This is a genomic window from Corynebacterium spheniscorum (genome assembly GCF_900113445.1).
Taxonomy (GTDB): Bacteria; Actinomycetota; Actinomycetes; order Mycobacteriales; family Mycobacteriaceae; genus Corynebacterium; species Corynebacterium spheniscorum.
The window spans coordinates 20,169-44,142 of the sequence record NZ_FOPJ01000003.1 but is presented as its reverse complement, the minus strand read 5'-3'; the positions used below and the strand labels follow the sequence as shown (position 1 = coordinate 44,142).

Here is a 23,974-nt window from a genome sequence, read left to right as displayed (position 1 = left end):
GGGGCTGGTGCAACTATTGTGGATTGCATGCCTGTAAGAAGCGCCCCTAAGGATCAGAGTACGATCACTCTCCCCGCCACGCGCGCTGCCGAGACCTCCGATGAGAGGACCGGCAGCGCTTTCCGCGCGGTAGGACAAGGAATCGCCTCAATCTTTGGCGCCACCGCCCGCGGGGTGGGGAGCATGTCACGCTCCATCGCCAAGCGCCCCCGCGATGAGTACCAAGATGAAGAGGAAGAACAACCCAAGCGACGCCGCCGGGAAACCGCGGTGGAAGAAGACATTCCGGAAGAAGAAACCACGCGGACTGTTCGCGAGCATTCTGATGGCATTGGGTTAATCCTGATTGGTATTGCGGTGATTCTGGGTGCCTCGGTGTGGTTTGATATCGCCGGCCCGATTGGTGCCTGGATTGCTTCGGCAGTGCACTTAAGCATCGGTGCGGGCGCTTTTGTACTGCCGGTGGCCTTGATTGTTATTGCCTTTATTTTGATGCTGGATGTGCCAGCAGATCGCCGAGTGGTTTTTGGGGTAGTGCTGATTGCCCTGGCCATGTTGGCTTTGGTGCATATTTTTGCGGGCACCCCAACTGAGTGGGCGGACCGTAAAACCGCTGGTGGGGCAGTAGGGGCCTATCTTGGTGGGCCTTTGGCTATGGGGTTCTCGGCTTATCTGGCGATCCCCATTTTGGTGCTGATTATTATTTATGGGGCCTTGAAGGTCACCGGTATTAGCGTGCGACAGGCCTATGACTATGTGCGCGAATCCTTCAAAACCGCACCAGAAGCGGCGGAAGAAGAAATCGATGATGATGACCTTTATGGCGGCGTGGACCAAGAATTGGAACGTCGCGTTCAGGACCCAGAAGGTGCGGCAAAGCCCCGCCCCTTAAGCCCGCGGGTACCTGCCCCACGCCCGGCACCCGAGCTCGAAGAAAAGCCCAAACCGAGCCCCCGCAAGCGCCCAGCTCCGATGGAGAATTACCCCGTTGAGGAGGAGCCCAAGGGGTTGTTTGATGCGGATCCGGATACCGATGAGTTCCCGGCGGTAGAGGCTGCAGATGATACGGTGGCGGCGTCGCGGGAGTCGATCCGGCAGGCGATTATTGCGCGCTCGGGGGTGGATCCGGCGGCGGTGAAGGCACATACGCCGAAGAGTGAGACGAAGAAGGCGCCGGCTACGCCGCCAGAGCCGCGGGTCACGGAGGGTGACTATGAGTTGCCTAGTGCGGATTTGTTGATCCCGGGTGAACCGCCGAAGACGCGTTCGGAGACCAATGACCGCATGATTGAGGCGATCACCGATGTGTTCGCGGAGTTTAAGATCGATGCGGCGGTAACTGGTTTTTCGCGTGGGCCGACAGTGACTCGTTATGAGGTGGAGCTGGGCCCAGGTGTGAAGGTTTCGAAGATTACGAACCTGCAATCCAATTTGGCTTATGCTGCTGCGACCGAGAATGTGCGCCTGTTGACGCCTATTCCGGGTAAATCCGCGGTGGGTATTGAGGTGCCGAATACGGATCGTGAAATGGTGCGCCTAGGTGATGTGCTGAATGCGCCGGAAACGGTGGCGAATCATGATCCGATGCTTATTGGTTTGGGTAAGGATATTGAAGGCGACTTCATTTCGCACTCGGTGCAGAAAATGCCCCACCTGTTGGTGGCTGGTTCTACCGGTTCCGGTAAGTCCGCGTTTGTGAACTCCATGCTGATTAGCTTGTTGACGCGGGCGACACCGGATGAAGTGCGTTTGATTTTGGTGGACCCGAAGATGGTGGAATTAACGCCTTATGAGGGTATTCCGCACTTGATTACGCCCATCATTACTCAACCCAAGAAGGCTTCCGCGGCATTGCAATGGCTGGTTGAGGAAATGGAGCAACGCTATATGGATATGAAATCCACGCGCGTGCGCCATATTAAGGACTTCAACCGCAAAATTGAGGCCGGGGAAATTCAAACCCCGCTGGGATCCGAACGCGAATACCGCAAATATCCCTACATAGTGTGCGTGGTGGATGAGCTTGCGGACCTGATGATGACCGCACCGAAGGAAATTGAAGAATCCATTGTGCGGATCACTCAAAAGGCGCGTGCCGCGGGTATTCACCTGGTGCTGGCCACGCAGCGCCCTTCGGTGGATGTGGTGACCGGTTTGATTAAGACCAACGTGCCTTCGCGTTTGGCCTTCGCTACTAGTTCTTTGACGGACTCGCGGGTGATTTTGGACCAAGGTGGCGCGGAGAAGCTCATTGGTATGGGTGATGCGCTGTTTATCCCACAAGGTGCTGGTAAACCCATCCGTATGCAGGGTGCCTTTGTGACCGATGAGGAAATCCAGCGGGTGGTGGAAGCCGCGAAGGAGCAAGCGGAACCGCAATACACCGAAGGTGTGACCGATGGTCATAGTGAGGAAGCACCGAAGGATATTGATGAAGAGATCGGCAAGGATATGGACGATCTCATTGCCGCGGTGGAATTAGTGGTGACCGCCCAAAACGGATCCATCTCTATGCTGCAGCGCAAGTTGCGGGTTGGGTTCGCCAAGGCTGGTCGCCTGATGGACCTGATGGAATCCCGCGGGGTGGTGGGCCCCTCGGAAGGCTCCAAGGTGCGTGAGGTGCTGGTGAAGCCAGAAGAGTTGGACACCGTGATCTGGATGATTAAGGGTGCTGACCCAGCTGATGTGCCCAAGGAAGAAGGCTGGGAAGATGACCCGGCTGGTGAGGATGACACCAAGGTTGTAGAAGCCAGCTATAACCCCAGCCAGGGTGCCTTCTAAGAAGACGCGCTAGTGCTGCCACCTGAGTTGTTGAGCAGGTGGCGGCACTTAAGCTTTTTAGGCTGCGTGGTTGTAGTGCGGATAGATGCGGGGGCGCCGGGTTAGTGCGGGCACTGCTATAGTGGCGGGGAGCCTAGGAGGGGAGTACCCCCAAAGCGGCGGCGATCGTCAACACGGCAGCGTAGTGTTCAAGCGCACTAAGCACCCGGTCCCGTCGGCCCACCACTAGTGATAGTTGGGTGGGGGAGACCTCCGGAATGTCAACGACTCCGGAGGACCCTTAAATTAGCCATGGAAGTAAATACCCTTACCTGGATCATCACGCTTGTGGTGATCGCCGGGTTCTTTGTTTTTGATTTCTTCTCCCACGTCAAAACCCCGCACGAACCAAGCCTTAAAGAATCAGCGCTGTGGTCGCTTTTCTATGTAGCGCTTGCCACCGCCTTTGGCATCTTCTTGTGGATTGTGTGGGCCGAACCCGGGCGGCCGCATCAACATGGCGTGGAGTTTTTTACCGGGTATATCACCGAAAAAGCACTCAGCGTAGATAACCTCTTTGTGTTTGCGCTGATTATGGGCGCGTTTAAGATCCCGCGGAAGTACCAGCAGAAGGTGCTGCTCATTGGTATTGCGCTAGCGCTGGTGCTGCGCTTGCTCTTCATCTTGGCTGGTGCCGCGCTGATTCATGCCTGGTCGGATGTGTTCTACCTCTTTGGCATCTTCCTGCTCTACACCGCGGCGAAGCTGATTTGGGAGGAAGTTACCGACGCCCCGGAAACTGACCCCAATGATTTGCTGGTGATTCGCTGGCTGCGCAAGGTCGTCCAAGTAACCCCGGATTATGAATCCGATGCGCTGGTGGTCAAACGCGGCGGGAAACGCACCCTCACCCCACTTTTTGTGGCACTGGTGGCGGTGGGCCTGATTGACGTGATGTTTGCCCTTGATTCCATCCCGGCTATCTATGGCATCACCAGCGAGGCCTATATTGTCTTTACCACCAACGCCTTTGCGCTTTTGGGGTTGCGCCAAATGTACTTCCTGTTAGATGGGCTGCTGGATCGCCTGGTGTACCTGCCCTACGGCTTAGGCCTAGTGCTGGCCTTTATTGGGGTGAAGCTAGTGCTGCACGCCCTGCATGAAAATAACCTGCCCTTTATTAATGGCGGTGCGGATGTTCCGGTGGCGGAGATTTCTACCGAAGCCTCGCTGTTTACGATTGTGGGGATCTTGGCGGTGACGGTGCTGGCGAGTATTTGGAAATCGAAGTCGGACGCGCGGAAAGAGAAACGCGCCGAAGCTGCGGCGGCGGCAAGCTAGAATTCTCCGGCTACTCGCAAGGGAAAACAAAAAGGCGCGGCCCCACGGAAGTATCTGTGCGGACCGTGCCTTTGTTGTGCAGCCTTAAGCACCGGGTCTCGGGGGAAGCAAAAACCTGGGGTTAGTTGAAGACGTTGAGGACGGGGTCCCAGGAGTGGATGGTGCGGGCGGAGATTGCGCCGCCGGTGTGGAAGGGGTCGCGATCCATGAGCTCGGCGGCGTCTTCGGCGGTGGCGGGTTCGGGGAGACGGATGACGATAAGTGCGCCACCTTGACCATCGGTGAAGGGCCCGGAGCCGATCAATTTGCCTTCATCTTTGAGGGCTTTGAGGAACTCGCGGTGCTGCGGGCGGATCTCCAGAATCTTCTGGCTATCCGGGGCGTAGTGGTACAAGATGACGAAAGTGTTCATGCGCACGAGTGTAGTCCGGTGGCGAACGGGTAGGGTTGGGGGCGTGACGCAAGCGAAACCCTCGAACTTCAACCTGCCGAATGTGCTGACCTCTTTACGCATTCTGCTGATCCCGGTGTTCGCCTACCTGGTGATTAGCCAGCGCATGTGGTGGGCATTCGGGTTATTCGTCGCGTTGATGATCACCGATAAACTCGACGGCGATATTGCCCGCGCCCGGAATTTGGTGACCGATTTCGGCAAAATCGCTGATCCTATTGCGGATAAAGCGCTGATGATTACCGCCCTGGTGTGCCTGAATATTATTGGCAAGCTGTGGTGGTGGGTGACCATTGTAATTGTGATCCGTGAGCTGGGGATTACCCTGTGGCGGATGGCAGCACTCAAACGTGGGGTGGTGTTGCCGGCTAGCCAGGGCGGGAAGATTAAGACCGCGTTGCAATCCCTGGCGGTGGCGATGTTCCTGTGCCCGATGCCGCAGTGGTTGATGTATGTCTCCTATGTGGTGATGGGTGCTGCGGTGATTGTGACGGTGCTGACTGGTGCGCAATATGTGCTGGCGGGGCAGCGTGAGGCGCGTAAGAGCGCTGGTAGTGGTGGGAGTTCCCGTGGCTAGGAAGGTGGCGTTGCCGGAGTTGCTCGACGGGCTTGCTGCGCGTGGGGAAACCCTGGCCACCTGCGAGTCTTTAACCGCGGGGATGCTGGCGGCAACCATTGCTGGAGTACCGGGGGCTTCACGTGTTCTGCGCGGTGGCCTGGTTACCTATGCCACGGAATTGAAGTCCTCGCTTGCGCATGTGGATTGGGAGATCTTAGAAGCCCATGGCGTGATCTCCGCGGAATGCGCACGGGCGATGGCCCGTGGTGCGCGCGAGGTATGCGGTGCTGATTGGGCGATTTCTTTAACCGGGGTGGCCGGGCCAGATCGCCAGGATGATCATCCGGTGGGGGAAGTGCATGTGGGTGTGGCCGGCCCAGAAGGCCTGGTGGTGGATACCACCTTGAACTTGGACCCTGAGTTTTCGCGCAATGAGATCCGCGAATTGGCGTGCCAGGAGGCGATTGCTTATTTTGCTTCCCAGTTGTTTTTGCCGACGATTGGGGCGGGATCAGCGGAAGGATCTTCAGGAGGAACCTCGGAAGGAACTTCGCCGGAATCTTTGCGAGAATCTTCATCTGCTCGGAACAAATAAGGAAAGTGGTGCGTTAGTACCAGTGATGACTACAAACACTGCTCTTCTGGATAGGCCTATTGAAAGGCCTCAGGAACGCTCCAGCGTGTCCCGATCTAAGGTCGCCGAGCCGCTGCTGCGGGAAGCGCTGGGCGAATCCCTGCGTTCTTTCCGCACTGCCAGCAATATCACCCTTCGTGAACTAGCAGATAAAGCCTGCGTATCGCCCGGATATCTCTCCGAGCTAGAACGCGGCTGCAAAGAAGTATCCTCCGAGGTCCTCGCATCGGTCTGTTATGCCCTGGGAGTTCATGTGGCGGATGTGGTCCTAGAGGCTGCCCGCACCATGGCTGCCGCCCGCGTAGCTGAAGAAGTGGTTGAGGAACTCACTGTTAGCTCCTAGCTTCTTGGCTGATAACCCGGCTGCTAGCAGCGTTAAACCTTGAGGTTTGGCACTGCAGTGAGGGTGTATTCGACCTGCTGGGCTTCGGCTTGGGCCCTTCGGGGTGGAGGCTGCTGGCTGCTGAATCAGCGTGGTGTGAATGGCTAGGAAAACTTAACCCCGGGTCCTAACCCCGCAGCTCAGTACGGCTGTTCCCACCTATTATGGTGGGCTAAGATATACCAACAGAAGTAAAAGTATCATCACCTGCAGGAATGCCTGCACTATAAATAAGTAACACCGAGAAAGGCACCTTAAAAGATGGCTAACCCCTTCGTTAAAGCTTGGAAGTACCTGATGGCTCTCTTTGATTCCAAGATCGAGGAGAACGCCGACCCGAAGGTGCAGATCCAGCAAGCCATTGAAGATGCCCAGCGTCAGCACCAGGAACTCTCGCAGCAGGCAGCTGCTGTGATTGGCAACCAGCGCCAGCTGGAAATGCAGCTGAACCGTCGTCTCGGTGAGATTGAGAAGTTGCAGGCCAACACCAAGCAAGCCCTCCAGCTTGCTGATAAGGCCCGCCAGTCTGGTGATGCGCAGAAGGCCACCGAATATGAAAACGCTGCCGAGGCTTTCGCGGCGCAGCTGGTGACCGCTGAGCAGTCCATCGAAGACACCAAGCAGTTGCACGACCAGGCCCTGCGTCAAGCTGAGGAAGCTAAGAAGGCTGTGGAGCGTAACTCCATGGCGTTGCAGCAGAAGGTTGCTGAGCGCACCAAGCTGCTCAGCCAGCTGGAGCAGGCCAAGATGCAGGAGAAGGTCTCGGAATCCCTGAAATCGATGAACTCCATTGCTTCTGGTTCCACCCCGAACCTGGATCAGGTGCGCGAGAAGATCGAGCGCCGCTACGCGAACGCCTTGGGTGCTGCTGAGCTGGCCGAGAACTCGGTGGAAGCCCGCATGGCTGAGGTTCAGCAAGCTGGTGTTCAGCTGGCCGGACACTCCCGCTTGGAGCAGATCCGCGCTGAAATGCGTGGCGAACTGCCCGCTGGTGATAGCTCCAGCTCCGCGCAGGAAGCCATTGATCCGGCTGTTGCTGACAAGCTGAAGGAACTGCGCGGGGAGTAATTTCTCTCAACCCTTGCGCGATCGCCGTAGCTGGATTTAGAACCACGGCTGCAAGATCTCATATCTCCTTTCTTTTGGCTCCCGGGCTTCATACCATCTCCAAGGTACGAAGCCCGGGAATTCGTATGTCCGGGTGTCGGTGGTGGCTTTTTGGGATCGCGGTAGGGGGTACGGCTACTCGCGTTGGAAGAGGAGGCAGGCGCGGCAAACCCCAGCTTCGTGGAAGCCTTCACCAGGGGGGGGCTGGGGGCCGCGGACAGGGTCTCGGAGGAAGCAAAAAGGGTGCTTCTGGTGTGGGACCGGAGAGAGATTTCTTTGTGGGGCTTAAGGTTTGTCGTCGCCGACGCCACGGGCGATGAGGGCGTCAGAAAGCATAGTGGCGCGCCGGAGACTGCGGACGAGGACCGGGACGCCGAAGGCGACGATGGAGAAACCGGCGCCGCGGGCTTTGCGGGCGTCGAGGACCTCGTGGACAGTGGCTAGTTGGAGGGGGATAAGCCGCAGCGTCATGGAGATGGCCAGGGAGATGGTGTCGACCGGGAGACCCAGTTTGCCAAGCGGTGCCAAGATGCGGTCGACGGCTTCGAGCATCTCGGTATGCGTGGTGGTTAAAGTGAGCAAGGTGGCCGCCATGATGGCGGAGTAGATGCTGCCGATAGTTGAGGCCGCGATCTGCCAGCCGGATTGCCACCAGAGATAACCGCCGAGAATGATGAGAAGCGGCAATGGGGGCCAGAGTTGATGGAGGGCGATGGTGGGCGGAATGCGGGCGATGAGGTAACCCAGCCCGGCGAGTGCGATGAAGATAAGTGCGTAACCCGGTGTGCGGGACAGTAGCGCACCGGCGAGGACGAAAATGAAGAGCAGCCCGAATTTCGCTAGCGCTGGGATGCGATGTATGGGGGATTGGCGGTTGACGTAGACGCCAAGGGGGACTTGGCGCATTAGTGTCTGGCTTTCATCAGGTTGGTGTAGAACTCGATGACCTCGGTGGCTGGGCCATCGGCGACGACAGTGTGGTTGTCGATGCAGATGACTCTTTCGAAGTCGCTGATGAGGTCGAGGTCGTGGGTGACGACGATGAGTTGTTGTTCGAGTTGCCGGAACTCTTCTTGGATGCGCAGCCGATTGGAGAGATCCAGGAGCGTGGTGGGTTCATCGGCGATGATGACATCTGGGTTGGTGACCAGCACCGCTGCGAGGGCGAGAAGCTGCTTTTGGCCGCCGGAGAGCGTGTGTGGGGATTGGTCCGCGTGGGGGCTTAACCCGAACCTTTGCAAAGCCGCAGCTACCCGGGTGTTTTTCTCCGATTTGGATAGGCGCTGTTTGCGAAGGGAGAAGGCGATATCTTCTTTGACCCGCGGCATGATGATTTGGTTTTCGGCGTCGGAGAAGATGAAGCCTACGCGTTTGCGGACGGCGGCGCCTTTCTTGTCGACGTCGAGGCCGTCGACGCTGACGGTGCCGGAGGTGGGGGAGCCGAGGCCGTTGATGAGGCGGGCGAGGGTGGATTTGCCGGAGCCGTTGGCGCCGATAATGCCGATGCGCCGCTCGGTGAGTTCGAGGTTGATGTTGTGCAGGACATCGTGCTCGTCTTCATCGAAGCGGACGCAAACGTTGTGGAAGGAGATCCTAGCCATGAGGGGAAGGCGTGGTCCTTAGCGTGGGTTCTGGGGGTGGGTGGAGTCCGCGTGCGGAGGGGTGGTTGGGGCGGTGTTTCCGGCGGTGTTGGTTGTGGTGGGGGTTTCGGTGGTTTCGGGGAGGGGCTGCGGCTAGGCCTTGGGTGTTCCCTCGGGCTGCTGTGTTACTTGGGCCTTGGTCTTGGCCTTTGGCTTGGCGCCGCGGAGCTGCGGGAAAGCAGCGTGCACACCAACTGCAATGAACACCATAACCACGGTCTTGATGAGATCAGGAATCACGAAAGGCGCTTGGGCGACGATAGCTGCGCCGAGATCCATGCCGGCGCGCAGCATCAGGCCGAGAGCACCGAAAACGTACATGGACAGCAAACCGACGAGCCCTGCGATAAGGAAAATGCCGATCATGGCGGCGCGATTATTGCGCGGTGCGCGGTAGGCGATCAGGCCGGCGAGGAAAGCGGCGGCCAGGTAGCCCACGAGGTAGCCGGCAGTGGGGCCAGCTAGGGCAGCGAGAGTGGTGCGACCACCGGCGAGCACCGGAAGACCGATGAGGCCGATGAAGAGGAAGAGTGCGGTGGTGAGGAAGCCGCGGCGGGCACCTAGGATGAGACCGGCGAGGATGATGGCAGCGTTTTGGAGCACAATCGGCACGCCGGGGGTGCCGCTTGGGATGTACACAAAAGCGAGGACGATGATCAGCGCAGCAAAGACGGCGATATAGGCCAGATCTGTGATCGCAGAGTGTCGGTTGTTCATGGGCGCAAAGTCTAGCACTGAACGGTGTTCAAGTTTCAACTTGAGGTAGGGTGATGCCCATGCGTTTGACCGAGTTTCACCGATGTGTACGCGGCGAGTTTGGCGAGATTAAAGGGGAGTGGATTTTGCATTCCCATGTCTTGGCTAGTCGTGGCGGCACGGCGGAGGAGCTTTTAGCACAGGGGGTGGAACCTCGTGAGATTTGGTGGGAGATCTGTGAGGACTTTGAGATACCTGAGCTGCGTAGGTTAGGGCCAGACGACTAAGGTCGAATTCGCAAAACTCGAACAGGCGTGCGTGTCGCTGAGTCTTTGTGTTCGGGACACGCACTAGAGTCGTGGCTGAATTAAAACAACGAACTTCGTGGAGGATGAATAACTATGGCAGCTCGGAAGAAGAGCTCTGTTTCCCGCGCTGATGCTGGGGATGATCGGCAGAAGGCACTTGCCACTGCGCTAGCGAATATTGAGAAGGACTTCGGCAAGGGCGCGATTATGCGCCTGGGCGATGATAAGCGCCCACCGATTCAAGCGATTTCTTCGGGTAACCCAGCTATTGATATTGCATTGGGTATTGGTGGTTTCCCGCGCGGACGCATCGTGGAGATCTATGGACCGGAATCTTCCGGTAAGACCACCGTGGCTTTGCACGCCATCGCCCAAGCTCAAAAAGGTGGCGGCATTGCGGCGTTTATTGATGCCGAGCACGCCCTGGATCCGGAATATGCCCGCGCTTTGGGTGTGGACACGGATTCACTGCTGGTATCGCAGCCGGATACCGGCGAACAGGCCCTGGAGATCGCGGATATGTTGGTGCGCTCCGGTGCCATTGACATTGTGGTGATTGACTCGGTGGCAGCACTGACCCCGAAGGCAGAAATTGAAGGCGACATGGGTGATTCCCATGTTGGTCTGCAGGCCCGCCTGATGAGCCAGGCGCTGCGCAAGATGACCGGTGCGCTTTATAACTCCGGTACCACCGCGATCTTTATTAACCAGTTGCGCGAGAAGATCGGCGTGATGTTTGGTTCCCCGGAGACCACGACCGGTGGTAAGGCCCTGAAGTTCTATGCTTCGGTGCGCTGCGATGTGCGCCGCATCCAGACCTTGAAGGATGGCGCCGATGCTGTGGGTAACCGCACCAAGCTGAAGGTGGTCAAGAATAAGGTGTCCCCGCCCTTCAAGATCGCCGAATTCGACATCATCTATGGCGAAGGTATCTCCCGTGAGGCCTCCATCATTGACCTGGGTGTGGAAGAGGGCATCATCAAGAAGTCCGGTTCGTGGTTCACCTATGAAGGTGACCAGCTGGGCCAGGGTAAGGAAAAGGTGCGCAATCACCTGAAGGAAAACCCGGAGATCGCGGAAGAAATTGAGCAGAAGATTTTCCAAAAACTCAAGATCGGTAAGTACGCGAATATGAATGATGATGAGCTCAGCGATGAGCCCATTGATGTGGTGCCCAATGTCAGCTTCGATGATGAAGCTGAGGATGCTTCCTAGCTGAGGCTTGGCGCCTTGGGTTGAACCCTTGGGTTGAGGCTGAGGGGGCGAGGCTGGTGTGCCTCGTGCGCCTGATGGCTTGGTTGGGTGCCGCGTGGTTTGCGGTGCCCAACCGCTTGTCTACGTAAGTGTGCCGGCCTTGGGTGTCTGCGGGGCGGTAGGAGAGCTGAGCACCTTGGGGTAGGGGAGTTGAGTGTTGAGGACCGGAGATCTGGGGAGTTCAAGATGGATAAGCAAGAAAAAGTCGAAGCCTTAAAGCAGGCGATCGAAAATTTTCAGTCCCGTGGTGAGTTCCTCGATCCCGTTTTAGAAGAGCACAAAGCCAAGGTTCGACACCGCGCACTATTGCTCTTGGATCATCGCGCGCGCTCTCGGCACGAGCTACGCGAACGCCTTGTGGCACTAGAGCTGGTCCCAGATAACTCCATTGTTGATGAAGTCCTTGATGACCTCACCCGCAGCAAACTCATTGACGATGCCACCTTCGCTGAAGAATGGGTACGGGTACGCCATGAGCGCCGCGGTAAATCACGGCGCGTGCTGGATAAGGAACTTCGCGACAAGGGTGTTGCCCAACACCTTCGCCAAGCTGCTTTGGAACAAGTCGATGACGAGGATGAAGAAGCAGTAGCCCGGCGCCTCGCGGAGAAGAAAGCACGCTCCATTAAAAACATCCCGGAAGACTATGCCGAGCGCGATAAGATGCTGCGCCGCATCCTCGGGGTGTTAGCGCGCCGCGGGTTTAGCCAGTCGATGAGCATGCGCATCGCTCGGGCTGCCCTAGCGCAGCGTATCGAAGAGCTAGAGGGCTAAGCACTTTCGGGGCACCACGGTCCCGGGCCTCATTAGCCCAGACATAGGAAAACGGGAGGAAACCTAAGTTTCCTCCCGTGATCTCTATCCACGCTGGCCTTGAGAGACCTAAGCCTTATCGGCTTAGAGCTTAAGGCTCATCGGGGGTACGGATCTCTACATAGTTGGGGTTGTGCCAGTCCACCACGGCATTGTCCTTGGTGTCCAAACCTTGGTCCGGCATCTCCGGCACCTTCGCCACAATATTGCGGCGAGCACGGCCAGCACGCAGCTGACGTTCGATGCGGTGAGCCACGTAGGTCAGCGCGTAGTTGATCAGGATCATAATGATCGCGACAACCACCAAGGAAGCCAGGAAGTTCTGGTTGCTGGATGCAGATTGGATACCGGAGCGAACCACTTCGATATAACCAATCTGGTAGCCCAGGGCAGAGTCCTTCAGGGCAATAACCATCTGAGAGATCAATGCCGGCAACATCGCCGCAACCGCCTGCGGAAGCAAGATAGTGCGCGTGGTCTGTCGGTGTGAAAGACCCAATGCATGAGCGGCTTCCGTCTGGCCCTTCGGTAGCGAGTTAATGCCAGAGCGAAGGATCTCCGCGATCACAGAGCCGTTGTACATGGTCAGGCCAAATACCACGGCGCCAAAAGCCAAATGCTTTGGCGGGATCAGGTTATAGATCGCAAAGAGCTGATACGCGAAGATCATCAGCAGCAGCACTGGGATGGCGCGGAAGAATTCCACGATCACAGCGCAGATCCAGCGAACTGCCTTGATCTCGGAGAGTCGACCCAAACCGAGGATGGCGCCCAAGATCAACGCCAACACCACCGACACCACAGCGGACTTCAAGGTGCCGAACAAACCAGGCAACAAATATGTCGTCCAGGTTTGGGACTGCAGGAAGGGACTCCACTTAGCGGCCGTGAGCTGGCCATTATTCTTCAGGGTCCACAGCACCCACAGAATGACCGCCAAGGCGATAACACCGGAAACGGCGGTGTAGATCAGGTTATTACGACGACCCTTAGGACCTGGTGCATCATAAAGGACTGTTGCGCGTACTTCACTCATTTACGCACCGCCAATTTCGTCGAAAGTTTGCCCATGATCAAGCCCATCGGCAGGGTCAGGATAATAAAGCCCAGCGCAAAGACACCGAAGACCAGGAACAGCAGGTTCGCGTGGTTTTCAATCGTGGCCTTCATCAGCAAGGAAGCTTCAGCCACACCAATCACCGAAGCAATGGTGGTGTTCTTGGTCAACGCAATCAGGGTGTTACCCAGTGGAATAATTGCCGCCCTTAAAGCCTGCGGGAAGATAATCGACCCGAAGATCTGAGGGAAGGTCAGGCCCAAAGAACGAGCCGCCTCTGCTTGACCAAAGTGCACGGTATTAATACCGGAGCGCAGGGATTCCGCCACAAACGCTGAGGTATAAAGCACGAAGCCAAGGACCGCCAGGCGGAAGTTATTATCCGCCAAGAAAGTCGAGGACTCGCGGCTAGCCAAGCTCATGCCCAGGTTTTGGTACAACCCGAAGGAGCAGAACAGCACGATGAGGGTCAGCGGGGTGTTACGCACCGTGTTGATATAGGACACGGCGATCCCACGCATCAACGCCACTGGCGAGACACGCATGGCAGTCAAAATGCTGCCCAGGATCATCGATCCGATCGCTGAGAAAAATGTGAGTTTGATAGTGACCCAGAAGGCCGGCAATACTGCCGGCCCCAGGTCGTCCAGAAGGACGTTCATTGCAGGTTAATCCGCCATCCTTAGATCTGGTGGGGTTGGTTTAATTTATTTCTCCAAGAAGGAGAGGTCACCCACGTTGCCCTTGGTCACGCCTTCGCCGGCGCCGAGGTTCTTCTTCACGAGCTCATCGAAGGTGCCATTGTCCTGCAGCTTCTTCAGGGCTTCGTTGATGGCGTCGGTGCCTTCCTTATCGTCCTTCGCCAGGCCGACACCGTAGTACTCATCGGTGAAGTCAGAGCCATCAGCCTTCTTCAGCTCAATCACGCGGAACTGGCCCGGGCTCTGAGCGGCATAACCATTCAAGATGGTGGCGTCGGTGGTCAGGGCATCGATATTTCCCTGGCGCAGTGCCTCAACGCAGGAGGAGTAAGTGTCATATTCCTGCAGCTGCACGCCCGGCAGCTCATCCTTGACCTTCTGAGCCGGGGTGGAGCCGGAAACCGAGCAGAGGATCTTGCCGTCCAGGTCGTTCAGGCCGTTGATTTCCTTGGCATCTTCACGAACCAGCAGACCCTGGTGGGTCAGCAGGTAGGGGCCAGCGAAGTTCACGGACTCGGCGCGACCCTTGTTGATGGAGTAGGTGGCGGCGATCATGTCGACCTCACCATTTTGGATCAGGGTTTCGCGCTGTGCAGAGGGGGTTTCACGCCACTCGACGGTCGGGGCATCCCAGCCCTTAGCTTCAGCGATTTCCTTGACCACAGCTTGGGCGATATCAACGTCCAGGCCGCTCATGGAGCCATCTTTGTTGCGCAGGCCCAGGCCGGGCTGGTCGTACTTGGTGCCCAAGGTGACCTTGCCGGACTCAATGTTCTTGAGCAGGCTGGTGGACTCCCCGCCGCCACAGGCGGAAAGGGTGACGGCAGCAAGGGCAGCGGCGCCAACAGCGGCGGCGGAGCGAATGAGGGAGCGGTTCATGGTGTTCTCCTGGGGAGTGAAAGTTAAAGAATTAAGAAGAGGGGCAGTTCTACAAGAGGGGAAGAAAAGCAACACCAACAGCACGAGCCTTAAAGGCACCAGCCCGAAAGCAGAAGCCCGAAGGCCTAAGCCCTAAAGCCAGATACTGTCAACGCGGCGATACTTTCTTCACACAAAGCCCCTCAAGCTAAGGGGCGCTAGCTAACACACTTCCCACCCACCCCTTCGACGACTTCCACCTAGCTACACAAGCAGCCGGTGAAAAGAACGAAGGGACAGTAGCGGGCGGTATGTAGCTAACCAACGGCAGTTACCCACCTGGCAGTGAACTACCAGGCAGTTACCTACCCGGTAGTCACCTACCGCACCGGGAGCACTGCATCCAGTACTCCCGAACTAGCGGGCAACAACCTGCTGAGATAGCAGAATTAGTGAGCCAGAATCTTGCCCAAGAAATCGCGGGCGCGATCCGTTTCCGGGTGAGCGAAGAAGCTCTCCGGATCGGTGTCTTCCAGCACTCGACCATCAGCCATAAAGAGGATGCGATCCGCAGCCTTCTTCGCGAAGCCCATCTCGTGGGTCACGCAGACCATGGTCATGCCTTCTTGAGCAAGGCTGCTCATAACATCAAGCACCTCATTGACCATTTCCGGGTCCAGCGCCGAAGTCGGCTCATCAAAGAGCATGATCTTCGGGCGCATCGCCAAGGCACGAGCAATCGCCACACGCTGCTGCTGGCCACCGGAAAGCTGGGCCGGATATTTATCCGCCTGCTCAGCAATCCCGACGCGCTCTAAGAGCTCCATGGCTTTAGCTTCGGCGTCCGACTTATTCATCTTGCGGACCTTAATGGGCCCCAAAGAGACATTGTCGCGGATCGTCAGGTGAGGAAAGAGGTTGAAGGATTGGAAGACCATGCCCACATCAGCGCGCAACTTGGCCAATTCCTTACCTTCTTCAGGAAGGACCGTCCCATCAATCTCAATGGTTCCTGAGTCAATGGTTTCAAGACGGTTAATGGTGCGGCATAGCGTGGATTTACCAGAGCCCGAAGGCCCCAGCACCACAACCACTTCGCCGCGTCCAACCTCAAGGTTGATGTCCTTGAGCGCATGGAAGTCACCGAAGTGCTTCTGCACGTCCGTCATCCGGATCATCGGTGTGTTCTGGGTCATGGCGAGAATACTAATGTACCCAGTCGCACAATAGCCAAGGGAGGGGGAAGGTCACTCTCGCCTCCTTCTAGCCCCACCAAGCAGCCCGCCACCCCCAGTCCCATGAGTCACAGCTATGACCTAGGCCAATTATTAACATGACAGAGTCGCAGGTCACCTGCCATGAATGGTGTTTTCAACACGCCAAGTTGTTCCTGCGTGAACTAAGGCAAACTCTCGACCAACTCCGCCCCCACCATGCGTTAGGGCCGGGGGTGAACTCATGAGTAGACTACGTGCCTGTGACACTCACCCTGCACAGCCAAATTAGCTCGCCTAAAACCTATGAAGTCCGGACCTTCGGTTGCCAAATGAACGTCCACGACTCTGAACGCCTCTCTGGTCTCCTAGAGGAGGCGGGATATGTGCGCGCCCAAGAAGGTACCGAACCAGACCTCGTGGTCTTTAATACTTGTGCCGTGCGCGATAACGCTGACCAGCGCCTCTACGGTTCTTTAGGCAACCTCAAATCCACCAAGGATCGTCACCCCGGCATGCAGATCGCTGTCGGCGGTTGCCTCGCCCAAAAAGACCGCGACATGGTCATCAAAAAAGCCCCTTGGGTGGATGTTGTGTTCGGCACCCACAATATTGGTTCCCTTCCGGCACTGCTCGACCGCGCCGCGCATAATGATGCCGCCCAAGTCGAGATCGTAGAAGCCTTAGAACAATTCCCCTCCGTCCTTCCGGCTAAGCGCGAATCCGCCTACGCCGGCTGGGTGAGTATCTCGGTGGGCTGTAATAACACCTGCACTTTCTGCATTGTTCCCTCACTGCGCGGCAAAGAAGCTGACCGCCGCCCCGGCGATATCCTCGCCGAGGTCCAAGCCCTGGTCAATCAAGGCGTTAGTGAAATCACCCTGCTCGGCCAAAATGTCAATGCCTATGGCGTGAACTTCGCAGACCCCACCATGGAGCGCGATCGTTCTGCCTTTTCTAAATTGCTGCGTGCTTGCGGTGATATTGAAGGCCTAGAGCGGGTGCGTTTTACCTCCCCGCACCCCGCGGAATTCACCAGCGATGTTATTGATGCCATGGCAGAAACCCCCAATGTCTGCCCACAATTACATATGCCGCTGCAATCCGGCTCGGATCGCGTGTTAAAGGAAATGCGGCGCAGTTATCGCACCAAGAAGTTCCTCAATATTTTGGCGGAAGTGCGCGAAAAAATCCCGCATGCTGCTATTACTACCGACATTATTGTGGGATTCCCCGGCGAAACCGAAGACGACTTCCAAGCCACACTCGATGTGGTGGAAAAGGCCCGCTTTTCTTCCGCTTTCACTTTCCAATACTCCCCACGCCCCGGCACCCCAGCGGCCACCATGGATCAGCAGATCCCCAAAGAAATCGTCCAGGACCGCTATGAGCGCCTGCTTGCCCTCCAAGAGCGCATCTGCTTGGAAGAAAACACGGCGCTGCTCGGCCAAGAGGTAGAGCTGTTGGTTCAAGAAGGCGGCGGTCGCAAAAACGATGCCACCGAGCGCATGTCCGGCCGCGCCCGCGATGGCCGCCTCGTGCATTTCGCACCCACCGGCAGCCAAGACACCATCCGCCCCGGCGATGTCGTGCATGTCACGCTCACTGAGGCCAAGCCGCACTATCTCATCGCTGATGCTGGCCTGCTCAACCACCGCCGCACCCGCGCTGGGGATATGTGGGAGCGCGGCCAGGTTCCCACCACTAATCAGCCGGCCGGCCAAGAAACCTTCGTCGGCTTGGGGCTGCCGAGCATTCGTCCGCGCAGCTAACACACTCCGAACGAAGAGAGCTTTCCCCGAGACCCGCCTCCCGCACCGCCCCAGGCATCCTGCGGCGGACAGGGGAGTGCGGGGTGTGCCGCGCCTAGGTTGTGCTTGCACGGGAGTTTGACTCGGCTAACCTGTGATGCGAACTAACCTGGGACTAGCCTTAGTGGCTAACCCACTTTCGGGCACTAACTGGCAGCGAAAAAGCTGTGTGGTGTAGCTATGTTGAGTATGAGGATGAGAGCACAGAAGTGACGAGCACAGATAAAGAACTAGCGGTTAAAGAAAAACAAGCTGCTAAACGCATCGACATCGCCCCAGTACTCCCGCACCTAGGAGTGGCACTAGCGGCCTACCTCGTTGGCCTAGCCGGCCCCATTATCACCAAGGTGCGCATGGCACTGGCCGTCATCCAAGAAACCGGTGGTGCGGACTTAAAAATCACCGAATGGGTGTACCTCTACACCAGCTTCCTCGGCACCGGACTGTGCCTGATCTTATTGCTGGCCACCCGCCGCATGGGCTTTGCTATCGCCGCCTGGGTCTTTAGCGGTATCGCTCTATTTAGCTCCCTGCTAGCACTATGGCTTCGCCAAACCGATAAGGGCGATGCCACTAGCGGTTGGGGAATGTACCTGTCCATCTTCGGTGTGATCCTGGCGGTCTATGCGCTGTCGAATATCATCATGCGCCGCTCGGATCAGCAAAAGAAGCTCGCCGAAGAGCGCGCTTCCCTGGAAATCACCGATGCGGTGGGGCTTGCCCAACGGGACTTACTGGCCCAACAAAAACGCGATTGGGATACCAACCCGCTGTTTGTAGATGACCGTCGCCAACAAGCCGCCGAACGCCACCACAGCACCCCACAAGCTCAACAGCCGAAGCCGGACGAGGCTACGCCAAGCGAGGCTAAGCCAAGCGAGGCTAAGCCAGATGAGGCTACGCCAGACGGCTCTCCCAACCCGAAGCCCGCGACACCTCCTGAAAACCCAAGCGCCGATTAAGCGCACGGGCCGCCAGGTTCCGCTGCTCATTCGAGGTATACACCCGCTCAACTCCCCAACGCTCACGCGCTGCCACCAAGGCAGCGCGTTTTAGCTTTATCCCCAAACCCTTCCCACGGCAGCTAGCACTAACCACCGTGGTGCCTTGCTCAGCAATCCCCTCAATGCTGCCCACAGCCCGTGAAATCTGCGACATGCCGATAGCCTTTTCGCCTTGCATCAACACCGCAGTAATCACCTCGCTATGGATCTTCGCATAGTGATCCCGCAAGTCCTTTAAACGCTGCGGCGACCACTGCTCTGGCTCATGGGCACTAAACCCATAGGCCGTATCACGGCTCGCTTCCTCCAATAAGGGGATGAGCGCCTCGGTAGTAGGGGAGTACTCAAAATCCTGGAGCACCACCAACTCCACGTCATCACCCAGATCAACCCCCGTCGACGCGGGGTCGGAGGGAATCGGCACATAGCCTTGCACCTCGGTGGATACCTTCTTCAACCCCTGAGCTTCCAACAACACATCACGGCTAGGCGGGCCAGGCTCAAAAAACCACAGGTGCGCCCACTGCCTTGCTTCCCCCAGCTCATCAGCTAGCGCAAGCCTGCGCGCACACCCCACAAGCTCCACCACCGCGGCCTTTTCCTCTTCCGCATAATCTTTCCCCGGTAGTGGCTGCAGGTCCGGTTCTAAAGTGATATCTACCTCCACCACCGTGGTGTCTTCCACCAAGGGGAAAGAACACAACACCCATCCGCTATCAGCCACATAATGCAGTCGCGTTTTTAGCTGCGGGGAACCAGCCAGCAGATTGTCTACCCGCTCTACTGATTGAGAAGCTGCCATATCACCCGCGGCTTCTTGGGCAGCCAAATTGGAAGCGAAGACATAATCAACAATGTCTTCGCTTCCAACCAGAATCTCTTGTGTCACTACCTAGCCTTAAAAACTAGCGGCTATTGAGTGCCTGCTCGGCAGCTTCTGCCCATTCACGCCATTGCTCAGCCTGCGCTTTAAACTTCTCGGCCTGCTTGGTTTTACCCTTAGCTTCCGCAGTGGCAGCTTGTTTCTCAAACTCCGCCACCCGCGCCCTAAATTGTGCGGCACGAGCCTGGGCTTCCGGATCCGTACGGCGCCACTGCGATTCTTCCGCCTTGGTCACCTTGGTTTCCAGAGCACCGATCTTGTCCTCAAATTCACGGACCCGACCACGCGGCACATAACCAATGGTTTCCCAACGCTCTTGGAGTTCACGTAGCTTCTGCTTCGCCGCATCCAGATTCTTCTCCGGATCAATCAGCGGGGAATACTCATCAATCAGCGCCTGCTTAGCCACCGCATTGGCCTCATATTCCTTATCGCGCTCACGGTTCAATGCATCGCGGGCACCAAAGAACTTATCCTGCGCAGCACGGAACTGCGCCCACAGCTTGTCATCAATTTCCCGCGGAGCCCGACCAGCAGCCTTCCACTGGTCCATCAGCTCGCGATAAGCACGTGCGGTATTACCCCAATCGGTGGAATCCTGCAGGGCACGGGCCTTTTCCACCAACTCTTCCTTGATGCGGCGTGCGGATGCACGGTTACGATCCAACTCCGCAAAGTGCGCACCACGGCGCCGATTAAAGGCATCCCGGGCGCGACCAAAACGCTTCCATAAAGCATCATCGGTGCGACGATCCACACCCTTAATGCGCTTCCATTCCTCCAAAATACCGCGCAGGCGATCCCCGGCAGCCTTCCACTCAGTGGAATCCGCGGCAATCTGCTCAGCCTCCGCAATCAAGGCTTCCTTCGCCGCAATGGCCTTCGCGCGGCGCTCTTCCTTTTCCTTCTTGGCGCGCTCCCCAGCCACCCCGGATTCCCGAATAATCTCATCGAGTTCTCGCTCCAGGGCTTCCACATCGCCAAGCACCGCGGCTTCCGGCAAACTTGCCTTCAATTCTTCCGCAGTAGCGCGCGTCTTCGCCGCATCCTGCGGGTGCGTGCCTAAACGTGCCGCCAAAATATTGATCTCGGTCGCCAAATCCACATAACGTTTGCCATAGTGTGCCAGGCCCTCTTCCGCGGTGCCGGCCTGCCACTGGCCAATCATGCACTCCTCGCCGGCCTTATTGCGCAAATACACACTGCCATCTTCAGCGATCCGCCCCCACGCAGATGGATCATTCTTAATCGCCGCCCCCGCGGCAGTAGCCGCACTCGGCGCACTCGCCGCCGCTGGCTTCACCGCAGCCCGCTTTTTAGCCAAAGCCGCCGGGCTCGGCACTCCAGCCGGACTCGGCTTTCCCGCACCCACATCTGGACGCGGCGCTGGCTTATTCAAAGGATTCTGATTGGAAGAGGTCGAGCTGCTCATAAGATGTCCTGTCACAGTCTTGCCGCGCGTCACGGCTGCCGAGTTCTAATAAAAATCACCGCGAAAAAATCTTCGCTAGCAATGCCACACCCAACATACCCGCGGAATCAAGGTTAGAGTTGCTGAGTGCCCACTACTGATCTTCTCATTATGCCTGGATCCCCAGCTCTTATCCCCGAATTGGGCCCCAAAGACGATAAACTCCGCCCCATCCTGGACAAACTCATCCACACCCTCCACGCCGACCCGCGCCCGCGCCACCTCATCGGCTCCCGCGATCCCCGCTGGCACACCACGCTTACCGGCTCACTACGCGCCTGGGGTGACACCTCCGGCATCAACGTCCACGCCGGCAACTTCCTGCCCGAAATCCTTCAACGCAGACTCCTCGGCCCCGCCCTCGGCGACGTCACCTCCATCCGCGACACACTCGGTAGGCCCGACCCCCACGCCCTGAGCATTGTCTGCGTGGATGGTTCCGCCGGATTAACTCTCCGCGCCCCCTTAACGCTTCTCGAGACCGCGCTGCCCACCCACCAATGGTGCTGCGGGTTACTAGGGGACCAGGGCATGCCACACCAGAAAGTCCAGCACGCGAGTGCGCAAGAATTAACCCGCGCCGGCATTATCGAACCTGTCCTGTGGCTAGAACTAGCCGCCCTTGCCCCCAACTACCACCGCAGCTTGCTAGCCACCGATACCGACACCGGGGTAGGACGCTATATTGCCACCTGGGAGGCAATCGCATGACACCAACACCCATCGCAGTCGTAGGGCCCACCGCCAGCGGCAAATCCGCCTTAGGTTTAGGCCTCGCCGAATCCCTAAACGGCGAAGTCGTCAACGTCGACTCCATGCAGCTCTACCGCGGCATGGATATTGGTACCGCTAAACTTCCCGTATCCCAACGCCGCGGCATCCCACACCACCAACTCGATGTCCTCGATGTCACCGAAAAAGCCTCCGTCGCCCGCTACCAACGCGAAGCCATCCGCGATGTGGAAGATATCCTCGCCCGCGGCAAAACCCCCATCCTGGTTGGTGGATCCATGCTCTATGTCCAATCCCTTATCGACGACTGGCAATTCCCACCCACCGACCCCACCGTGCGCGCCCGCCTAGAAGCTGAACTAGCCGATATTGGTATCGATGCCATGCATAAGCGTCTTCGCCAGGTCGACCCCCAAGCCGCCAACAAAATCGAAGACAAAGATCCCCGCCGCACCGTGCGTGCCCTCGAGGTCATCGAATTAACCGGCCAACCTTTCCAAGCCTCCCAACCGCCCAAAGACGCCGCACCACGGTGGGGCACCCGCATCCTGGGGCTAAAAACCGAAGCCGAATGGCTCAACCCTCGCATCCAGCAGCGCACCCAAGAAATGTTCACCAGCGGGTTCATCGAGGAAGTCGAATACCTCAAAACCCAAGGACTCAAAGCCCAATCCACCGCCGGGTTGGCCATCGGATACGCCCAAGTTCTTAACTACCTCGACCCACACGGTGATATCCAGACTGTAGAAGAAGCCTGCGAATTAACCACCGTCGCCACCCGCCGCTATGTGCGTCGCCAACGCAGCTGGTTTAAACGCGACCCGCGCACCACTTGGCTTGATGCGCGCGAAGATACCCTGCCGCTGGCATTAGACTTACTTGGGTGACTAACGCATCCACCCTGAACCCCCGCACCATCTTCAAAGGCCACGGCACCGAAAACGACTTCCTCATCATCTTCGATGAAAAAGGCGAGCTCGACCTCAGCACCGAAAAAGTCGCCCTGCTCTGCGACCGCCGCAAAGCCTTAGGAGCTGACGGCATCCTCCGCGTCATCCGCGCCGGGCATCTCGGCGAACCGCTCCCCGCAGGGGTCAGCGATGACATGTGGTTTATGGACTACCGCAATGCCGATGGCTCGCTTGCTGAAATGTGCGGCAATGGTGTCCGCGTTTTCGCGCACTTCATTTTCCTCCACGGGCTCGTAGACTCCAGCGAATTCCCCGTCGCCACCCGCGGTGGGGTAAAACAAGTCCGCGTGCATGAAGCAGACGCCTACGCCGCCCGCGTCAGCGTCGATATGGGGGCCCCAAAGATCCTCGGCGAATCCGCCGGTGCCGTGGATGACCATGAGCTTTCCGGCCTCGGGGTTGATATGGGCAACCCGCACCTAGCCTGCGTGGTCCCAGAACTTACCCCCGAAGATCTCTACTCCTGGCGTTTCCAAGCCGCCAGCTTCGATACCGCCATGTTCCCCGAAGGCGTCAACCTAGAAGTCCTCACCCCACTTCAAGACGGCCGCGTCTACATGCGGGTAGTGGAACGAGGCGTGGGGGAGACCCGCTCCTGTGGCACCGGCACTGTCGCAGCAGCCACCGCAGCACTAGCAGCAGCCAATAAAAAACACGGCACTGTGGAAGTCCGGGTACCCGGTGGGGCCGTGGAAGTAGAAATTAATGCAACTACCTCGATTCTTAGCGGCCCATCTCGGGTCGTGGCCCGCATTGAGGTAGCTGAAGGGCTGCTCTAATAACGCTTGTAATCAGTACCCAGGCGGTGCGCAGCCCCGCGTGCCGCCAACCAGCTTTCCCGCAGCTCCAATGCCCGAGCATCAGTGGTAGCCAACAGTGCCTCCAACTCCGGAACACTCAAATCCGCAGCTAAACGGGCATGCAGACGGTGAATATAGCTTCGGCAACCATGGAATTCGAAGTGGAACTTCTGGATCGCCGGATCCGGACAATCAGGATCCAACAACGCCGGGCGGTGCAAGGTGCGATCCGCCAAATGCTCAGCCTCCGGGGAATCCCGGAATAACAAGAACTGATCCAAGGTGTCCGTAATATCTTCTAACGACAATTGGATAGAAGAACGCAACGCCCGCGCCTCAGATTCATCCGGGCGATGCCGGATCACCAAAAAGGTCACCGCCAAAATCGGCACCACCAGCATCAGCCCAGACTGCTTGAGGGTCACCAAAAGCAGCACGCAGCACAGCGCAATGATCAACAAAGACCAACGCGCCGCGGGCGAGGGGAGTGATGGTGGCCGGCTTGGCGGCAAATCATGATGCACGGT

The 23,974-nt window shown here is 57.7% G+C and carries 25 protein-coding genes; 14 read left to right on the top strand and 11 right to left on the bottom strand.

Annotation, left to right across the window (positions count from 1 at the left end; all coding sequences use genetic code 11):
• Positions 1-27: 27 nt before the first annotated feature.
• Both BMZ01_RS03075 and BMZ01_RS03070 read left to right on the top strand, forming a co-directional pair.
• Entirely contained in the window at positions 28-2,781 is a 2,754-nt protein-coding gene (locus tag BMZ01_RS03075) for an FtsK/SpoIIIE family DNA translocase (protein ID WP_092284701.1), read from the top strand.
• 291 nt (positions 2,782-3,072) lie between these two features.
• Positions 3,073-4,101 carry a TerC family protein gene (locus BMZ01_RS03070; RefSeq protein WP_092284328.1) on the top strand — a complete coding sequence of 343 codons (1,029 nt, stop codon included), beginning with the start codon at positions 3,073-3,075 and terminating at the stop codon, positions 4,099-4,101.
• A gap of 121 nt (positions 4,102-4,222) precedes the next feature.
• On the opposite strand, the gene BMZ01_RS03065 is transcribed toward BMZ01_RS03070, so the two are convergent.
• Entirely contained in the window at positions 4,223-4,513 is a 291-nt protein-coding gene (locus BMZ01_RS03065) for a YciI family protein (protein WP_092284326.1), read from the bottom strand.
• Between BMZ01_RS03065 and pgsA the strand changes: the two genes are divergently transcribed.
• From pgsA to BMZ01_RS03045, 4 genes are all read left to right on the top strand, one after another.
• Positions 4,512-5,129: a CDP-diacylglycerol--glycerol-3-phosphate 3-phosphatidyltransferase gene (pgsA, locus tag BMZ01_RS03060; RefSeq protein ID WP_092284324.1), complete on the top strand. Its 618-nt coding sequence runs from the start codon at positions 4,512-4,514 to the stop codon at positions 5,127-5,129. The genes BMZ01_RS03065 and pgsA overlap by 2 nt on opposite strands.
• Entirely contained in the window at positions 5,122-5,706 is a 585-nt protein-coding gene (locus BMZ01_RS03055) for a CinA family protein (protein ID WP_317845903.1), read from the top strand. The genes pgsA and BMZ01_RS03055 overlap by 8 nt, the downstream gene beginning before the upstream one ends.
• Positions 5,707-5,731: 25 nt before the next feature.
• On the top strand, positions 5,732-6,088 hold the full coding sequence (locus BMZ01_RS03050) for a helix-turn-helix domain-containing protein (RefSeq protein ID WP_092284320.1): 357 nt from the start codon (positions 5,732-5,734) through the stop codon (positions 6,086-6,088).
• Positions 6,089-6,388: 300 nt separating this feature from the next.
• On the top strand, positions 6,389-7,195 hold the full coding sequence (locus BMZ01_RS03045) for a PspA/IM30 family protein (RefSeq protein ID WP_092284318.1): 807 nt from the start codon (positions 6,389-6,391) through the stop codon (positions 7,193-7,195).
• 324 nt (positions 7,196-7,519) lie between these two features.
• On the opposite strand, the gene BMZ01_RS03040 is transcribed toward BMZ01_RS03045, so the two are convergent.
• From BMZ01_RS03040 to BMZ01_RS03030, 3 genes are all read right to left on the bottom strand, one after another.
• Positions 7,520-8,140 carry an energy-coupling factor transporter transmembrane component T family protein gene (locus BMZ01_RS03040; protein WP_092284316.1) on the bottom strand — a complete coding sequence of 207 codons (621 nt, stop codon included), beginning with the start codon at positions 8,138-8,140 and terminating at the stop codon, positions 7,520-7,522.
• Positions 8,140-8,835, bottom strand: a complete 696-nt coding sequence (locus BMZ01_RS03035) for an energy-coupling factor ABC transporter ATP-binding protein (RefSeq protein ID WP_092284314.1) — start codon at positions 8,833-8,835, stop codon at positions 8,140-8,142. The genes BMZ01_RS03040 and BMZ01_RS03035 overlap by 1 nt, the downstream gene beginning before the upstream one ends.
• Before the next feature lie 132 nt (positions 8,836-8,967).
• Positions 8,968-9,591, bottom strand: coding sequence for a biotin transporter BioY (locus BMZ01_RS03030; protein ID WP_092284312.1), 624 nt, complete (start codon positions 9,589-9,591; stop codon positions 8,968-8,970).
• A gap of 53 nt (positions 9,592-9,644) precedes the next feature.
• On the opposite strand from BMZ01_RS03030, the gene BMZ01_RS03025 reads away from it, so the two are divergent.
• The 3 genes from BMZ01_RS03025 (at position 9,645) to recX (ending at position 11,906) form a co-directional block, all read left to right on the top strand.
• On the top strand, positions 9,645-9,857 hold the full coding sequence (locus BMZ01_RS03025) for a DUF3046 domain-containing protein (protein ID WP_395890704.1): 213 nt from the start codon (positions 9,645-9,647) through the stop codon (positions 9,855-9,857).
• A gap of 114 nt (positions 9,858-9,971) precedes the next feature.
• Positions 9,972-11,093 carry a recombinase RecA gene (gene recA / locus BMZ01_RS03020; protein WP_092284310.1) on the top strand — a complete coding sequence of 374 codons (1,122 nt, stop codon included), beginning with the start codon at positions 9,972-9,974 and terminating at the stop codon, positions 11,091-11,093.
• Positions 11,094-11,318: 225 nt separating this feature from the next.
• Positions 11,319-11,906 (top strand): recombination regulator RecX, encoded by a 588-nt coding sequence (gene recX, locus BMZ01_RS03015; protein ID WP_092284308.1) that lies wholly within the window; start codon positions 11,319-11,321, stop codon positions 11,904-11,906.
• A gap of 130 nt (positions 11,907-12,036) precedes the next feature.
• Here the strand turns inward: recX and BMZ01_RS03010 are convergent, their stop codons facing one another.
• From BMZ01_RS03010 to gluA, 4 genes are all read right to left on the bottom strand, one after another.
• Positions 12,037-12,981 carry an amino acid ABC transporter permease gene (locus BMZ01_RS03010; RefSeq protein ID WP_092284306.1) on the bottom strand — a complete coding sequence of 315 codons (945 nt, stop codon included), beginning with the start codon at positions 12,979-12,981 and terminating at the stop codon, positions 12,037-12,039.
• On the bottom strand, positions 12,978-13,664 hold the full coding sequence (locus tag BMZ01_RS03005; RefSeq protein ID WP_092284304.1) for an amino acid ABC transporter permease: 687 nt from the start codon (positions 13,662-13,664) through the stop codon (positions 12,978-12,980). Before BMZ01_RS03005 ends, BMZ01_RS03010 begins: the two co-directional genes overlap by 4 nt.
• A 45-nt stretch (positions 13,665-13,709) precedes the next feature.
• Entirely contained in the window at positions 13,710-14,582 is an 873-nt protein-coding gene (locus BMZ01_RS03000; RefSeq protein ID WP_092284302.1) for a glutamate ABC transporter substrate-binding protein, read from the bottom strand.
• 428 nt (positions 14,583-15,010) lie between these two features.
• Positions 15,011-15,739: a glutamate ABC transporter ATP-binding protein GluA gene (gene gluA, locus BMZ01_RS02995; RefSeq protein WP_177180053.1), complete on the bottom strand. Its 729-nt coding sequence runs from the start codon at positions 15,737-15,739 to the stop codon at positions 15,011-15,013.
• A gap of 323 nt (positions 15,740-16,062) precedes the next feature.
• On the opposite strand from gluA, the gene miaB reads away from it, so the two are divergent.
• Together miaB and BMZ01_RS02985 are read left to right on the top strand one after the other, a co-directional pair.
• Positions 16,063-17,547 carry a tRNA (N6-isopentenyl adenosine(37)-C2)-methylthiotransferase MiaB gene (gene miaB, locus BMZ01_RS02990; RefSeq protein ID WP_092284697.1) on the top strand — a complete coding sequence of 495 codons (1,485 nt, stop codon included), beginning with the start codon at positions 16,063-16,065 and terminating at the stop codon, positions 17,545-17,547.
• A 248-nt stretch (positions 17,548-17,795) separates the two neighbouring features.
• Positions 17,796-18,548, top strand: a complete 753-nt coding sequence (locus tag BMZ01_RS02985; protein WP_092284298.1) for an Rv2732c family membrane protein — start codon at positions 17,796-17,798, stop codon at positions 18,546-18,548.
• Here BMZ01_RS02985 and BMZ01_RS02980 read toward each other — a convergent pair.
• Both BMZ01_RS02980 and BMZ01_RS02975 read right to left on the bottom strand, forming a co-directional pair.
• The gene (locus BMZ01_RS02980) at positions 18,484-19,479 is read right to left on the bottom strand and encodes a GNAT family N-acetyltransferase (protein WP_092284296.1); all 996 of its coding nucleotides are present in this window, start codon (positions 19,477-19,479) and stop codon (positions 18,484-18,486) included. The genes BMZ01_RS02985 and BMZ01_RS02980 overlap by 65 nt on opposite strands.
• A 16-nt stretch (positions 19,480-19,495) precedes the next feature.
• On the bottom strand, positions 19,496-20,905 hold the full coding sequence (locus BMZ01_RS02975; RefSeq protein ID WP_092284294.1) for a DUF349 domain-containing protein: 1,410 nt from the start codon (positions 20,903-20,905) through the stop codon (positions 19,496-19,498).
• Positions 20,906-21,031: 126 nt separating this feature from the next.
• On the opposite strand from BMZ01_RS02975, the gene BMZ01_RS02970 reads away from it, so the two are divergent.
• Genes BMZ01_RS02970 through dapF form a run of 3 tightly spaced genes read left to right on the top strand, consistent with a single transcriptional unit; the run spans position 21,032 to position 23,426 of the window.
• Complete coding sequence (locus tag BMZ01_RS02970; protein ID WP_223845856.1) at positions 21,032-21,655, top strand: hypothetical protein; 624 nt, start codon at positions 21,032-21,034, stop codon at positions 21,653-21,655.
• A complete protein-coding gene (miaA, locus tag BMZ01_RS02965) occupies positions 21,652-22,563 on the top strand; it encodes a tRNA (adenosine(37)-N6)-dimethylallyltransferase MiaA (RefSeq protein WP_092284292.1) in 912 nt (303 codons plus the stop codon). The genes BMZ01_RS02970 and miaA overlap by 4 nt, the downstream gene beginning before the upstream one ends.
• A complete protein-coding gene (gene dapF / locus BMZ01_RS02960) occupies positions 22,560-23,426 on the top strand; it encodes a diaminopimelate epimerase (RefSeq protein ID WP_177180038.1) in 867 nt (288 codons plus the stop codon). The genes miaA and dapF overlap by 4 nt, the downstream gene beginning before the upstream one ends.
• Here the strand turns inward: dapF and BMZ01_RS02955 are convergent.
• Complete coding sequence (locus BMZ01_RS02955) at positions 23,423-23,971, bottom strand: hypothetical protein (protein ID WP_223845855.1); 549 nt, start codon at positions 23,969-23,971, stop codon at positions 23,423-23,425. The two genes, dapF and BMZ01_RS02955, sit on opposite strands and share 4 nt — an antisense overlap.
• Between the last annotated feature and the right edge of the window lie 3 nt (positions 23,972-23,974).